Here is a 13,727-nt window from a genome sequence, read left to right on the forward strand (position 1 = left end):
CACTCAGTGGTGGTGGTGCGCGTGAACCACGGCGTGCCCCTTGCCGCGGCCGATCATCCACTTGTTCACCGGCACCGTGATCACGAAGGCGACGATGAGCGAGAACAACAGCGACAGCCAGAACAGCGCCGTCGCCAGGCCCGCGTCCATCGCTCCCGGGACCACGACGATCACGAGGTTGTCGACGATCTCCATCACCGCGATCGACACGGTGTCGGCGGCCAGCGCGACCTTGAACGCCGCCGAAAAGGTCAGGCCCGACTTCAGGACTCCGCGCATCGTCAGGCCGTAGCCGAAGACGAACGCGAGCACGATCGCCAGCACCACGGTGGCCGCGTTGTGCAGCCCGAACGCGGTGCCGAGAACCACGCCGAGCACCTCACCGATGGCACAGCCGGTGAGGCAGTGCAGCGTCGCCTGGATCGCGGTGGACCAGGACGCGCCGTGCTGGTGGTCAGTCATGTCGTTCACTATACCCCCTTAGGGTATCTCGAATCCATGGTCAGCCGCCGAGGAGCGACTTCATCGTGGTGATCTCGGCCTCCTGGGTGTCGACGATCCGCTGGGCCATGGCCTTCGCGTCCACACTGCTCCCCTGGGCCAGCTCGGTGCGCGCCATCGCGACGGCGCCGGAGTGGTGCTGGATCATCAGCTCGAGCCACTTGCGGTCGTAGGCGGCGTCGTGCAGCTCGTCGAGGCCGGCGGTGTCGACCAAACCGGGCATCTGGCCGTGTTCCATGCCGGTCATGCCACCCATGCCGGTCGAAGGCGCCGGCGCGCCCCAGGCCTTCAGCCACGCCGTGAGCTGGTCGATCTCGGGCTGCTGGGCCTGCTGGATCTGCTTCGCCAACGTGATCACGCGCTGGTCGCCGGTGTGCTGCGGCACGGGCCCGGACATCTCCACGGCCTGACGGTGGTGCGGGACCATGTCCTGCGCGAACGTGACGTCCGCGGCGTTGTGATCAGCGGCGGGCGGGGCCGCGCTCGGCGACGAGCAGCCGACGAGCACGGCGGCGATCGCGGGCGCCGCGATGCCCGCCAGGAACTTGCGATTCATGACGTTTTCTTTCCTCACTGGGTACGACGGAGTTCGGACACGATGGAGCTCGTGCCCGATCAGATCCGCAGTACGCAGGAGGTGGTGAGGAGTTCTCGGCCCGTCCGTGGCGGCGGCGCCCGGGCAAACCCGCTGGGCCCGCGTTCGACCGAACCCGGCACCGCGCTTTCCCGACGCCGGCGCAGCCACGCCAGTGCGAGCAACAGCCCCGCCGCGGCCAGCAGCACCGCGAGGCACAGGTGCAGCATCGCGTGGCCGCCGTCGCTCGCAGGTGGCGCGGCAACGGGATTCCCCGACGTCGAAGCCACCGGCAACGGAGCCACCGCCACTGGAACCACTGCCGGCGCGTCCCTCGGCGAGTGCGTGGCGGACACCGCCGGCATCGCACCCGTCCCGCCACCGTGCGGCGCCGGGGCGTGGTGCATCGCGAGCACGCCGAGGACCAGCGCGCCAAACAACAGCCAGCGCGCCGGGGCCGGAAGCGGGAGCCCGCGGGGCGGTCGAGTCATCGTCCTCAGAATAACCACATACCCCAAACGGGTATCCGGTGCTCCCAAGATCACCGCTGAACTCACTTCCGTAACCCTTTGCGCACGACCGGTTGACCCCTGTGAGCAAGCTCCCTTACGTTCACTCCAGGTCGCCGGCGGTACGCAGACCGTGAACCGAAGGAATGGTGGGGATGCGAGGGCCGTCCAAGACGCTCTTCCTGGGCGTCGCGCTGCTGCTCAGCGCGGTGGTGGGGCTCGGCAGCTGTTCCTCCGCACTACGGACGCCGACGGCCGGCGGCGATGAAGCCCCGGTCCGGATCGCCTTCGTGCCGAAGGTCGCGGGCATCGCGTACTTCGACGCCATGAACGCGGGCGGCCTGGAAGCCGCCGAACGGCTCGGCGTGCGGTGGACCACGCGCGGCCCCGCGACGGTCGACCCGGCGGCCCAGACCGCCATCGTGCGTGACCTCGTGGCCCAGCAGGCCGCCGACGTGATCGCCGTGGCGCCCAACGACCCCGCGGCCCTCGCGCCCGCGATCGCCGACGCTCGCGCCAAGGGCGTCCACGTGCTCACCACCGACACCGACGCGCCGGAATCGCAGCGCGAGGTGTTCGTGAACCAGGCCTCCCCCGAGGGCGTCGGCACCGCGCTCGTCGACGCGCTCATGGCAAAAACGGGCGGCAGCGGCAAGTTCGCCATCGTCTCGTGCGGGCGAAGCGCCGCGAACCTCAACGCGTGGATCTCCGTCGAGCAGACCTACGCGGCCGAGCGCTACCCGAAGGCGCAGCTCGTGGAGACCGTCTACGCCGGCGAGGACACGACCACCGCGACCGAGCTCGCGAAGCAGGTCCTCGACCGCCATCCCGATCTGGCGGGCCTGATCGGCGAGTGCACCACGTCGGCTCCCGGTGTCGCCCAAGCGGTGCGGGACCAGCAGAAGATCGGCCGCGTCTACACCGTCGGCACCGGCACCCCGCAGACGATGAAGCCGTACCTGCTCGACGGTTCCTGCTCGATGTCGGTGCTGTGGAACGTCGAATCACTGGGCTATCTCACGGCGTGGGCCGCGCAGCAGCTCGTGCTCGGCCGGCCCTTCGGCCCCAGCAACAACGTGAGCCTCGAGCTGCCCGCGGTGAAGTACGACCGGCCCTCGAAGAGCATGCTGCTCGGCGACCCGCTGCTGATCACCCAGGACAACGTGGACCAGTTCAAATACTGACGGCCGGGACCCCGGTCAAACGGAGCCCCGGCCGGGCAGTGCTTGCGACAAACAGTGCTTGCGGTGAAGGCGAAACTCAGCGCACGTCGATCGTGACCGTCGCCGTGGTGACGCGGGCGGGCAGCTTCGTCGTGTCGATTTTCAGGTACTCCCCGTCGTCCTGCTGACCGTTGGGCAACGTCTTGGCGTGGAGCGCGTACGGCGGCGCGGTGTTCGAGAGGCCGTCGATGCCGAAGTCGTTGTCGTTGCTGACCACGAGGGTGCGGCCGCCGTCGGTGGTCGCGACGCCCTCCACCTTGTCGTGGCCGAAGAACCCGCCGGTCGGGTCGAACCCGGTCACCAGCGCGCCGAGGTCGACGTAGAGCTTCTTCGCCACCGGCTTGATGCCCACCCCGGCGAGGTCCGCGGTGGCCTCCTCCGTGGTGTCCTTGCCGACGTAGGCGTCGAGGCTCGACTGCGCGTCGCCCACGAGCAGCCCGCCCTTGGCGGAGTCGTAGACGGCACCGGCCACCTTCGCCTTCGGCCCGACGTCGGTCGCGTCGCGCAGGTCGATCTCGTAGATCTTCTTGAACGCACCGGGCTCGAAGTTGCCGTCGCGTTCGTCCACGAGGAACTTCGTCGACGAGAGCGCGGTGATCTCGCTGACGGCCGTGCCCGTGTCGTCCGGGTCCTGCAGCAGGTACAGGTACTCGTGCGTCGCGCACGTGCGCAGGTCGACCGTGACGATCCGCAGCGTGGTCACGTTGCCGGGCTTCTTCGTGAGGTCCGGCTGCTGCAGCGCCGACTGCATGATGCCCACGAGCGTCTTGCCGTCCGGCGTGAGCGCGAGGCCTTCCATGCCCTTGTTGGGCACGCGGTACTTCAGCTCCTTCGGCAGCGAGCCGTCGAACGGCGAGAGCCGCTCGACCGCGCGGCCATCGGCGCGGAAGTGCGTGATGAAGGGACCGTACTCGTCGGACACCCAGAACGTGCCGTCGCTTCGGCGACGAGACCCTCGGAGTCGTAGCCGTTGGGAGTGGCCGGCAACGGCTTCCCGTCGAGGCCCACGATCGTCTCGCCGGTGTCGGCGGCCGTGCTGACCTGCCCGTTGTACGGCGAGCCGTCCTTGGCGCGCAACGGGATCCGCTTCTCGAGCACGGCCTTGCCGTCCTTGAGGCGGAACTTGCCGATGGCCGGGTCGAACGCGGGCAGCGGCTCCACCTTGGACCCGTCCGGCGCGTCGACGTTCGGGCCGCGGTCGGTGAGGCCGTAGAACTCGTCACGCGAGCCGGGCACCGGCGTGAGCGCGGAACCGTAGGCACCGCCGGTGAGCTTCACGCCGCCGATGGTCGCCAGCGGCGGCAGGGAGGTCGGGTAGAGCTGCACCGCGTCCGACACGGAGTACGTGAAGGTGTCGCGCCCGTGGAAGCCCGGTGCGGGCGTGTAGCTGAACGACCCGCTGGGGTCGACGGTCAGTGATCCGTGCGCCGGCGCGGTGTGGCGCACGATGGCGCCACTCGCGCCACCGTGGCTGTCGTTGCCGAGCACGCCGTCGCCGTGGACCTGCAGCGACCGGCCGGCTCGCGTCCCGTAGTGGTCGTCGCGGGCGGCGAACGCGGCGTGCCCGCCGCCCCCGTGCGCCGACGCCGTGCCGGTGGCCAGCAGCGGCAGGGCGAGGATCCCCGCGGCGACCCCGATTCTCACGCGCTTCATCCGTTTTCTCCTCCTCCGGCGCCACACGACGCCGGAGGAGGAGTCTGGTTAACGGAGTTGGACAACCGCCGTCTTCCAGGCGACGTCCGCGTTAACGGCCTCGTCTCACATGCGCTGCCGCCGCTCCACCACCGATCACGAGAACAAGTACGGCGACGCTCCACCTGCGTTGTTTCTCTTCTCGGTGACCGGCGTCGGCCACCGACGGTTGCGGGGTCGCGACGGGACGGAACTTCGTCGGCGGCGCGACCGAAGCCGAGGCGACGATCGGATCGGGCGAGGTCTCGTCCCGCGGCTGGTTCACCGCTGTCGGCTGTTCCGCGAGCGCCGGTGGTGGCGGGGTTTCCCCCGTCCGCGAAGGGTTCCTCGGCTTCTGCGACGGTGTGGGACTCGGTGGCGGAGATGGCGGCGGGGGCGGCGGGGGTGGGGGCGGCGGCGGAGGCGCGCTCGCCCCGGCGAGGCACCCGGCCGCGTCGGAGGTGTAGAGCTCGGGTCCGGTGCTGATCTCCTGTGCCCCACCGGAGCCGTCGCGTGGCAGGCGGTAGGTCACGCTGCGGTGGCCGATGCGGTTCGCCGTCGCGTAGAGCGCACCGTCCGGTCCGAACACGACCGAGCCGTACGCCCTGGCGAGCGGGAACTTGAGGCCCGGCACGGTGGCGACGCGGCCGTCGCGCGGGTTGATCGTGACCACCGAGCCGTGGCCCGCGGCCGTGACCGAGACGCCGTAGAGCAAGCCGTCCGCCGGGTTGTAGGCGAAGTCGTCGACGCCGGCGGACAGGACGATGGGCCGCAGCTGCTGGTGCGCGACCAGGTCGAGGTAGTGGGGACTGGCCGGGTCGACGTCCACTGTGTACAGACTGTTGGCGTGCAGCAGGTACCACGAGTTGCCGGCCATCGCGCCGCCCGTGGAGCCGGTCGCCCAGCTCCAGATGCCGTGGCGCGCGCCGGCGCGGAACACGCCGCCGAGGTCGGTCACGTGGCCCGAGGCGTCGATCCGCACCGCGTGGGCGCCGTCGTGGAAGTGGCCCGAGGCCGGGCCGTCGGCCACGCCGTAGACCACACCTTGCGCGGCGGAGTAGGCCATCGCGTTGATCGTGTACCCGGGATTACCGAGCGACTGCCGCTGCCCGGTCGGCACCGTGAGCCGGACGAACGACGACGAGTGCGAGTTCTGGCTCTCCACCTGGAGAACCAGGCACGTCGCCGGCGCGGCCGGGCGCGTCCGGCCGGGTGGTGCGAGCCATCCCGACGCCACGAGCAGCGCCGACACGGCGGCCGCGGCGGCCGCCACCGGGAGGAAACGGGGAATGCGCACCGCGGTCAGCCCAGTCGCGCCAGTGCCGAGCTGAACGCGTCGGGTTGGATGCTCGCACCGCCGGCGAACGGGTTCTGCAGCTGGAAGATCGCGTAGAGCAGCAGTGCGATCGTGCCGGCCAGCGTCGACACGATCACCAGGTGCGCCGCCATGCGCGTGCCGCCGAAGAGGTTGGGCAGCAACACGGAAATCAGGCTGCCGAGGATCAACGCGAACCACACCACCGACCCGACACCGCTCGTGGCGGCGTCGGTGAGGCGCGCCTGTCTGGCCTGGTAGACCTGCCACAGGTCGTTGGCGGCCTCGGTCTTGCGGTCGTTCTCCCAGTCGCTGCTCGCCTGCGCGCCTGCGATGGTGCGGCGCAGCTGATCGAGCTGCGTCCAGCCGGTGTCGGGGATCGTGCCGCCGTCGGCCAGGCGCGGCCATTCCTGGTGCTGCACGGTAGTGGCGTACGCGGTGGCCAGCTGCTGCACGCGTTGGCCGGTGTCGCCCGGCAGCGCTTCGGCGGCCCAGGTCATGGACACGAGGCTGTCGGCTTCGGTGTAGGAGCCGTCGCGCGCGGTCCCCACGGCGTCGAAGAGCGAGATCAGCACGAACGCCACGAGCACCGCGTGGAGACCGCCGACAATGGTGAACACCTGACCGGCCGCATCGTTGTTGTCACGACGACCTTCATCCCAGCCGAACCGCCTCACCAGATAGCCGATACCGCCGCCGACAACAGCCGCTCCGACCACCCAGAAGATCCCGGTCAGGTAGACGTTCATCCGAACCCTTTCACACGCGCAGACCACTGGATCCGCCATTGTTCGGCGAATTCCCGGAAGTCGGCCCGCTCAAGTTAGTCATCCGATTACCGGGCGACAAGAAGCGGCAGATCGGTTCATTCGAGTGGCCCTGCAAGGCGCCCGATGATCACTGGAACGGAGCAGTTGAATGTTGGAACACCTGCTCTGGATATGCTCGTTCACCTGGGGTACACCGGCGATCTTCAGCCGAACTTCCCGTCCGGGTGAGTCCGGTCGACCGAGGGTGACGAACGCGGCGTCGACCAAGATCGTCTAAAACTGGCGCTCCGACAACAGCAACTGGAATGTCCGATTACCCGTTCTGGCAAACAGGTGAACCGACCCGGTTACCCGATCGTGGGATTGTCGGGCGAGGTCGGCTTGCTATGTTGATTCCGCGGCGCCGACCCGAATGAATTGCAGCAGGATAACGAACTCAAATTTGTGCTGGAAACTTTCTCACACGCCCGAAATCCGACGATAGGTGGTTTTCGCTGTGACCGTCACGGACCCCGTGGACTCCGCGAATCAGGAACAACCGCAACTGAGCCTGGGCCGGGCCGCGGCCCGCACGCTCGCCACGACGACCAAGTCCGTTCCTCAGATGCAGGGCATCACCACCCGGTGGCTGCTCAAGGTGCTGCCGTGGGTCGAGGTCTCGGGCGGCGCGTACCGCGTCAACCGCCGGCTGAGCTACGCGGTGGGCGACGGCCGCCTCACGTTCACCAACACCGGCGCCGAGGTCCGGGTGATCCCGCCGGAGCTGGGCGAACTGCCGGCGCTGCGCGGTTTCGACGACGAAGAAGTGCTCACCGAACTGGCCGGCCGGTTCGTGCAGCACGAGTTCTCCCCCGGCGACGCGCTGGTGGAGTTCGGCCACCAGGCCGACCAGATCTTCCTGGTGGCACACGGCAAGATCAGCAAGGTCGGCACCGGCGCGTACGGCGACCAGACCGTGCTCGGCACGCTGGCCGACGGCGACTACTTCGGCGACACCGTGCTCACCAACGCCGACGGGATCTGGGAGTACACGGCCAAGGCCGTGACCGCGTGCACCGTGCTTTCCCTGTCCCGCAGCGAGTTCCAGGGCGTGCTCGACCGGTCCGACGCGCTGCGCGAGCACCTCGACGCCGTCGCCGCCTGCTCGGCCGGCCCGGCCAACGACCACGGCGAGGCCGTGATCGACGTCGCGTCCGGTCACGACGGTGAACCGCAGCTGCCCGGCACGTTCGTGGACTACGACAGCTCGCCGCGCGAGTACGAGCTGAGCGTGGCGCAGACCGTGCTGCGCGTGCACAGCCGCGTCGCCGACCTCTACAACCAGCCGATGAACCAGATCGAGCAGCAGCTGCGGCTCACCGTCGAGGCGCTGCGCGAACGGCAAGAGAACGAGCTGGTCAACAACCGCGACTTCGGCCTGCTGCACAACGCGGACTACTCCCAGCGCGTGTCCACCCGCACCGGCCCGCCGACCCCGGACGACTTCGACGACCTCCTTTCCCTGGTGTGGAAGGACCCCGCGGTCTTCCTGGCGCACCCGAAGACGATCGCGGCGTTCGGCCGCGAGTGCAGCCGCCGCGGCGTGTACCCCGACGCGGTGGACCTCGGCGGGCACCAGGTGCCGGCGTGGCGCGGCGTGCCCGTGTTGCCGTGCAACAAGATCCCGGTCACCGAGACGCGCACCAGCTCCGTGCTGCTCCTGCGCACCGGCGAGCAGTCGCAGGGTGTCGTCGGTTTGCACCAGACCGGGCTGCCCGACGAGTACCAGCCGGGCCTGAACGTGCGGTTCATGGGCATCAGTGAGCAGGCGATCATGTCGTACCTGGTCAGCGCCTACTACTCCGCCGCCGTGCTGGTGCCGGACGCGCTGGCCGTGCTGGAGAACGCCGAGATCGGGCGCGGTGACTGAGCATGGCCGCGCCCGCCACCCCGCCGCGCCCGCCCGAGGCCGCCCCCGTGCGGCCCGGGTCGGCGCCGCTGCCCCCGTCGGCGCTCGGGCCGACGGGCCTGGGCACGAGCGCGCTGCGGATCGTGCCCAGGCCCGCGTCCCAGCGGCCTGCAGAAGCTGAGCCCACCAAACGAGGAACCGCATGACCGTGACCGAAGAGCCGCCACTTTCCCTTTCCACGCGCGCGGCCCGGGCCCTGGCTACCACCACCAAGTCGCTGCCGCAGATGCGCGGCATCACCCCGCGGTGGCTGCTGTCGCAGCTGCCGTGGGTGGAGGTGCCGGCCGGTTCGTACCGCGTGAACCGCCGGCTGACCTACACCGTCGGCGACGGCCGGGTGAGCTTCTTCAACACCGGCGCTCGGGTGCAGGTGATCCCCGCGGAGCTGGCGGAACTGCCGCTGCTGCGCGGGTTCGCCGACGCCGACGCGCTGGCCGCGCTGGCCGAGCGCTTCGAGCAGCGCGAGTACGAGCCGGGCGACACCATCGTGACGGCGGGTTCGCCGCTCGACTCGGTGGTACTGCTGGCGTTCGGCAAGGTTTCGCGCACCACACCCGGTTCCTACGGCGAGGAGGCGAACCTCGGCACGCTCACCGCCGGCGACCACTTCGGCGCCGAGCTGCTGGGCGGCTCGGCGGGAAACTGGAAGTTCACCGCTCGCGCGGCCACGCGCTGCATCGTGCTGGCCCTGCCGGCGGAGGCGTTCGAGCGGCTCAACGGCCGCGCCGAAAGCCTGCGCGCGCACATCGCCGAGGTGCTGGCAAGCCCGCGGCGCGAGCACAACAAGGCCGGCGAGGCGAGCATCGACCTGTCCGCCGGGCACGACGGTGAGGTCGCGCTGCCGGGGACCTACGTCGACTACGACCCGGCGCCGCGGGAGTACGAGCTCGCAGTGGCGCAGACGATCCTGCACACGCACAACCGCGTGACCGATCTCTACAACCAGCCGATGAACCAGATCGAGCAGCAGCTGCGGCTGACCGTGGAGGCGTTGCGGGAGCGGCAGGAGCACGAGCTGGTCAACAGCACGGACTTCGGGCTGCTGCACAACGCGGACCTCGGCCAGCGCGTGACCACGCGCAGCGGCCCGCCGACTCCCGACGACCTCGACGAGCTGCTGTGCCGGCGGCGCAAGTCGCGGTTCTTCCTGGCGCACCCCAAGGCGATCGCCGCGTTCGGGCGCCAGTGCACGGCGCGGGGCCTTTACCCGGCCAACGCGGTGCTCGACGGGCGCCGGGTCACGACGTGGCGCGGGGTGCCGCTGCTGCCGTGCGACAAGATCCCGATCTCGCCGCAGGGCACCACGTCGATCCTCATCATGCGTACCGGTGAGGAAGACGCGGGCGTGATCGGGTTGCGGCCGGCGGCATTGCCGGACGAGTACCAGCCGGGGCTGAACGTGCGGTTCATGGGCATCAGCGAGCGGGCCGTGACGTCGTACCTGGTCAGCGCGTACCACTCGGCCGCGGTGCTGGTGCCGGACGCGCTGGGAGTGCTCGACGACGTCGAGATCGGGCGCTGAGCTTCGTTTTTCCGTTCGGAGGGGATGTATGACCACAGTGGACGCCCGGGCGCGGACGGTGCCGGAGGTGCTGGCGTGGAGCCGGGACCTGTGGGAGCCGGCGATGCGCGCGGCGGTCGACCGGCTGCCCGACTCGATGCGCCGCATCGCCGGCTACCACTTCGGCTGGTGGGACGCTTCGGGCGCCGAGTCGGCCGTACGCAGCGGCAAGGCTCTGCGGCCGGCTTTGGTGCTGCTGTCCGCCGAGGCGGCCGGCGGCGATCCGGCCGACGCGATCGCCGCCGCCGTGGCGGTGGAGCTGGTGCACAACTTCTCGCTGCTCCACGACGACGTCATGGACGGCGACGAGACCCGCCGCCACCGGGCGACCGCGTGGACCGTGTTCGGCACCAGCCCCGCCATCCTCGCGGGGGACGCGTTGCTGACGTTGGCCTTCGACGTCCTGGCCACGGACGGTCCCGCCGCTGCTCGCGTCCTGAGCACGGCGGTGCTGGATCTGTTGCACGGCCAGAACGAGGACCTGGCCTTCGAACGACGGGCGTCGGTCGACCGGCCTTCCTGCATCCGCATGGCCGAGGGCAAAACGGGAGCCTTGCTCGGCGCCGCCTGCACCCTGGGTGTGCTGGTCGTCGGCGGCCGCGGCACGCACGTCTCGCAGCTCGGCGCGTTCGGCCGCTCGCTCGGCCTGGCGTTCCAGCACGTCGACGACCTCCTCGGCATCTGGGGCGACCCGGCTGTGACGGGGAAGCCGGTGTACTCGGATCTGCAGAACCGGAAGAAGTCGCTGCCGGTGGTGGCGGCTCTGGCCTCGGAGACCGCGGCGGCCGGGGAGCTGGCCGGGTTGTACCGGCAGGAGGCTCCGCTGTCGGCCGGGGAGCTGGCCCGGGCGGCGGCTTTGGTCGAGTCGGCGGGTGGGCGTTCATGGAGTTCTGCGGAGGCCGAGCGGTTACTGGCTTCGGCTCTGGCATCCCTGTCCGCCACCACCCCGGCCGCCCGCCCGGCGGCGGAGCTGACCTTGCTGGCCCACCACATCACCCGCCGGGACCACTGACCCCACGCACCTGACCACAGCGCGCCCGTGCCTCTTTCCCGAGGCACGGGCGCGCTGTGGTGCGCTCGGCGTTACTTCCCCGGCCGAGTCAGGCCGTCGTCGCCGGCGCCCTTGGACAGCACGACCTCATCCGTGTCGGCCAGCGCCTCCGTGCCGCGCGCGGTGGGTGGGGCGGTGGTCAAGTCGCGGAGGCGGATCGGCGGGCCGAGGTCGATGAGGGTCGGGACGTACTCCGCCTTGGACACCGCCCAGTGGCCGTCCGTCCGGGTGAAGGTGAAGCGCGCGGCCGTGCCTTCTTCGGTGGAGCCGCGGGGGTCGTCGTGGCGGGCGATTTCGTTGCCGAGGCCGTAGGCGACCCACTTGCCCTCGACCTTCGCGAAGGGCTGGACCACGTGGGCGTGGTGGCCGACGATCAGGTCGATGTCGGGTGAGGCCAGCAGCTTACGGGCCAGCGAAGCCTGGTCGTCCGTCACCGAGTGCTGGTACTCGATCCCCCAGTGGAGGCTGGCGATCACGACCTCCGCACCGGCCGCGCGGGCGGCGTGGGCCGCCGCGAGGATGTCGTCGGCGTCGATTTCGTTGGCCAGCCAGGGTTTGCCGGCAGGGACCTTGATGCCGTTGAAACCGAAGGCGAACGACAGCTGCGCCACCTTCACGCCGTGGACGTCGAGGATCAGCGGCCGCGAGGCCTCAGCCGCGGAACGAGCCGAGCCCGTGTGCTTGAGACCCACCTCGTCCAGCTTGTCCAACGTCCGCGTGATGCCGGCCGCGCCCTTGTCCAGCGTGTGGTTCGAAGCCGTGGAGCAGGTGTCGTAGCCGGTGTCCTTGATGGCGTCCGCGATCTGCGGCGGCGCACTGAACGACGGGTACCCCGTGTACGGCCCGCCCTCGGGCGCGAGCGGCGTCTCGAGGTGGCAGATGGCCAGATCGGCGCCGGACACGAGCGGCTTCACGCCGGCGAGGATCTGGCGGTAGTCGATCTGGCCGCCACCATCGGCCTCCGCCTGGTCGGTGAGCGCGGGGTGGATCAGCACGTCGCCGGTGGCCACGACCGTGAACGACGCGGGCGCGGACGAAGGAGGCACCCCAGGGGCCGAAGGAGCAGAAGCGGGCAGCGCGGCCTGCGGAGCCCCGCTGCACCCCGCCAGCAGAAGCACGGCACCGGCCCACCCGAAGACCGAGCGGCGGATGTGCGTCATGTTCGCCCCCTTTGTCCAGCTGCGGTCGACATCCTGCCGCATGTCGACCGGACAAGACGCAACGCCTGCCATGACGGACCGTAATCGAACCCAAGTCAACAAGAACACCCACCAGCAATCGAAACAGCAGCACGATCAGCGCGGAGCAACAAACCCTGGTCAACCGGGAAAAAATACGATAATTACCCGCCAACCACCAGTAGGAAAATCACTCTCCGTAGGTATCCATCCGCTAACTGCGGCAGATCCTGTGGTTGACGTCACCCGATCCAGTGTCTTGTAATACGAGTCACGCGGAGTTCACGCCCACGCAACAGTCGTCCTCGGCCCTCATGGGAGCACTCGATGTCCACATACCCGCACAGGTCACGCACCTGGAGCGTTGTTGGTTGTTGTTTGATTGCCGGTGCGGTGTTGGCCGGATGCTCCTCCGGCAAGGACACCGCCGCGCCCGCGCAGCAGGCGCCGAAGAACGGCAAGATCACGCTGTACTACCTGCAGAAGCAGGGTGACCAGCAGTACTTCGTGGAGCAGGCGCAGGGCGCCCAGGAGAAGGCGAAGGAGCTGGGTGTCGACCTCAAGGTCGTCAACCTCGGCCAGGACGCCAACAAGGCCATCACCGAGCTCGACGCCGCGGTCGCGCAGGGGGCCAACGGCGTCGCCATCGTGGTGCCCGACCAGGCCATCGGCCCGGAGGTCATCGACAAGGCGAAGTCCGCCGGCATCCCGCTCATCTCCTCCGACGACGTGATCAAGGACGGCACCGGCAAGGCCGCCCCGTTCGTCGGCTTCAACGGCACGCAGATGGGCACCTCGGTCGGCCAGGAGGCCGCGAAGCTGTTCAAGGCCGCCGGCTGGTCCGCCGCCGACACCAAGGTGATCAGCGCCTTCAAGCAGGACCTCACCGTCTGCACCGACCGCGTCAACGGCGCCAAGGCCGCGTTCGAGAAGGACGCCGGCGCGCAGGTCGACGTGATCGACGTGGGCACCGACAACTCCCCCGTCGACGCCCAGAACCGCGCCGGCGCCGTGATCAGCTCCAACCCCGGGGTGAAGCACTGGGTCGTGTGGGGCTGCAACGACGAGAACGAGACCGGTGTCGTCACCGCGCTCGCCAACTCGGGCGTCGCCGCGAACAACATCGTCGGCGTGGGCCTCGGCGCCTACCTCGACTGCAAGGACTGGGCCGCGGGCAAGGACACCGGCAACAAGTCCTCGCTCTACATCTCGGGCGCCGAGGTGGGCCGCACCGCGATCCAGGTCCTCGTCGACAAGGTCAAGAACGGCAAGGACCTCCCGCTGGAGACCATCGCCAAGACCCAGATGGTGAACAAGGACACCTTCAAGTCGGCCGGCGTCAACTGCACCTGACCCGACCGCGGCCCGGGGGTGTCCACTCGCGACACCCCCGGGTTCCCTGTGAGAAAGGCTGAGGAAGGCTCAC

General features: G+C 69.7%; 13 protein-coding genes. 5 read left to right on the plus strand and 8 right to left on the minus strand.

Features of this window, described 5'->3' with window-relative positions; all coding sequences use genetic code 11:
• Nucleotides 1-3: 3 nt before the first annotated feature.
• From QRX50_RS48750 to QRX50_RS48760, 3 genes are read right to left on the minus strand one after another with little or no spacing between them, the layout of a single operon-like run.
• Nucleotides 4-462: a DUF4396 domain-containing protein gene (locus QRX50_RS48750; RefSeq protein ID WP_285969822.1), complete on the minus strand. Its 459-nt coding sequence runs from the start codon at nt 460-462 to the stop codon at nt 4-6.
• Between the two features lie 40 nt (nt 463-502).
• Nucleotides 503-1,057 (minus strand): DUF305 domain-containing protein, encoded by a 555-nt coding sequence (locus tag QRX50_RS48755; RefSeq protein WP_285969823.1) that lies wholly within the window; start codon nt 1,055-1,057, stop codon nt 503-505.
• Nucleotides 1,058-1,116: 59 nt separating this feature from the next.
• Nucleotides 1,117-1,566: a hypothetical protein gene (locus QRX50_RS48760; protein WP_285969824.1), complete on the minus strand. Its 450-nt coding sequence runs from the start codon at nt 1,564-1,566 to the stop codon at nt 1,117-1,119.
• Between the two features lie 173 nt (nt 1,567-1,739).
• Here QRX50_RS48760 and QRX50_RS48765 point away from each other — a divergent pair, with 173 nt between their 5' ends.
• Nucleotides 1,740-2,768: an autoinducer 2 ABC transporter substrate-binding protein gene (locus QRX50_RS48765; protein ID WP_285969825.1), complete on the plus strand. Its 1,029-nt coding sequence runs from the start codon at nt 1,740-1,742 to the stop codon at nt 2,766-2,768.
• 76 nt (nt 2,769-2,844) lie between these two features.
• Here QRX50_RS48765 and QRX50_RS48770 read toward each other — a convergent pair whose 3' ends face one another.
• The 4 genes from QRX50_RS48770 to QRX50_RS48785 all read right to left on the minus strand — a co-directional run bounded on the left by QRX50_RS48770 (nt 2,845) and on the right by QRX50_RS48785 (nt 6,542).
• Nucleotides 2,845-3,729, minus strand: a complete 885-nt coding sequence (locus QRX50_RS48770) for an esterase-like activity of phytase family protein (RefSeq protein WP_285969826.1) — start codon at nt 3,727-3,729, stop codon at nt 2,845-2,847.
• Nucleotides 3,630-4,460 (minus strand): Ig-like domain-containing protein, encoded by an 831-nt coding sequence (locus QRX50_RS48775; RefSeq protein WP_285969827.1) that lies wholly within the window; start codon nt 4,458-4,460, stop codon nt 3,630-3,632. Before QRX50_RS48775 ends, QRX50_RS48770 begins: the two co-directional genes overlap by 100 nt.
• A gap of 91 nt (nt 4,461-4,551) precedes the next feature.
• Complete coding sequence (locus QRX50_RS48780; protein ID WP_285969828.1) at nt 4,552-5,775, minus strand: DUF6923 family protein; 1,224 nt, start codon at nt 5,773-5,775, stop codon at nt 4,552-4,554.
• A gap of 5 nt (nt 5,776-5,780) precedes the next feature.
• Nucleotides 5,781-6,542 carry a bestrophin-like domain gene (locus QRX50_RS48785; protein ID WP_285969829.1) on the minus strand — a complete coding sequence of 254 codons (762 nt, stop codon included), beginning with the start codon at nt 6,540-6,542 and terminating at the stop codon, nt 5,781-5,783.
• Nucleotides 6,543-7,059: 517 nt separating this feature from the next.
• Between QRX50_RS48785 and QRX50_RS48790 the strand changes: the two genes are divergently transcribed.
• From QRX50_RS48790 to QRX50_RS48800, 3 genes are all read left to right on the plus strand, one after another.
• A complete protein-coding gene (locus QRX50_RS48790) occupies nt 7,060-8,472 on the plus strand; it encodes a family 2B encapsulin nanocompartment shell protein (RefSeq protein ID WP_285969830.1) in 1,413 nt (470 codons plus the stop codon).
• 181 nt (nt 8,473-8,653) lie between these two features.
• Nucleotides 8,654-10,033: a family 2B encapsulin nanocompartment shell protein gene (locus tag QRX50_RS48795; RefSeq protein WP_285969831.1), complete on the plus strand. Its 1,380-nt coding sequence runs from the start codon at nt 8,654-8,656 to the stop codon at nt 10,031-10,033.
• Between the two features lie 28 nt (nt 10,034-10,061).
• Nucleotides 10,062-11,084 (plus strand): family 2 encapsulin nanocompartment cargo protein polyprenyl transferase, encoded by a 1,023-nt coding sequence (locus QRX50_RS48800; RefSeq protein WP_285969832.1) that lies wholly within the window; start codon nt 10,062-10,064, stop codon nt 11,082-11,084.
• A gap of 71 nt (nt 11,085-11,155) precedes the next feature.
• Here QRX50_RS48800 and QRX50_RS48805 read toward each other — a convergent pair whose 3' ends face one another.
• Entirely contained in the window at nt 11,156-12,283 is a 1,128-nt protein-coding gene (locus QRX50_RS48805) for a CapA family protein (protein WP_285969833.1), read from the minus strand.
• A gap of 411 nt (nt 12,284-12,694) precedes the next feature.
• Between QRX50_RS48805 and QRX50_RS48810 the strand changes: the two genes are divergently transcribed.
• Nucleotides 12,695-13,654 carry a substrate-binding domain-containing protein gene (locus QRX50_RS48810; RefSeq protein WP_285969834.1) on the plus strand — a complete coding sequence of 320 codons (960 nt, stop codon included), beginning with the start codon at nt 12,695-12,697 and terminating at the stop codon, nt 13,652-13,654.
• The last annotated feature ends 73 nt before the right edge of the window (nt 13,655-13,727 follow it).

Source organism: Amycolatopsis sp. 2-15 (genome assembly GCF_030285625.1).
Classification (GTDB): domain Bacteria; phylum Actinomycetota; class Actinomycetes; order Mycobacteriales; family Pseudonocardiaceae; genus Amycolatopsis; species Amycolatopsis carbonis.

What these genes read in the sequence shown, in the direction of transcription:
- QRX50_RS48750 (WP_285969822.1), bottom strand. Translation starts at nt 462, where the DNA reads ATGACTGACCACCAGCACGGCGCGTCCTGGTCCACCGCGATCCAGGCG.
- QRX50_RS48755 (WP_285969823.1), bottom strand. Translation starts at nt 1,057, where the DNA reads ATGAATCGCAAGTTCCTGGCGGGCATCGCGGCGCCCGCGATCGCCGCC.
- QRX50_RS48760 (WP_285969824.1), bottom strand. Translation starts at nt 1,566, where the DNA reads ATGACTCGACCGCCCCGCGGGCTCCCGCTTCCGGCCCCGGCGCGCTGG.
- QRX50_RS48765 (WP_285969825.1), top strand. Translation starts at nt 1,740, where the DNA reads ATGCGAGGGCCGTCCAAGACGCTCTTCCTGGGCGTCGCGCTGCTGCTC.
- QRX50_RS48775 (WP_285969827.1), bottom strand. Translation starts at nt 4,460, where the DNA reads ATGAAGCGCGTGAGAATCGGGGTCGCCGCGGGGATCCTCGCCCTGCCG.
- QRX50_RS48785 (WP_285969829.1), bottom strand. Translation starts at nt 6,542, where the DNA reads ATGAACGTCTACCTGACCGGGATCTTCTGGGTGGTCGGAGCGGCTGTT.
- QRX50_RS48795 (WP_285969831.1), top strand. Translation starts at nt 8,654, where the DNA reads ATGACCGTGACCGAAGAGCCGCCACTTTCCCTTTCCACGCGCGCGGCC.
- QRX50_RS48800 (WP_285969832.1), top strand. Translation starts at nt 10,062, where the DNA reads ATGACCACAGTGGACGCCCGGGCGCGGACGGTGCCGGAGGTGCTGGCG.
- QRX50_RS48805 (WP_285969833.1), bottom strand. Translation starts at nt 12,283, where the DNA reads ATGACGCACATCCGCCGCTCGGTCTTCGGGTGGGCCGGTGCCGTGCTT.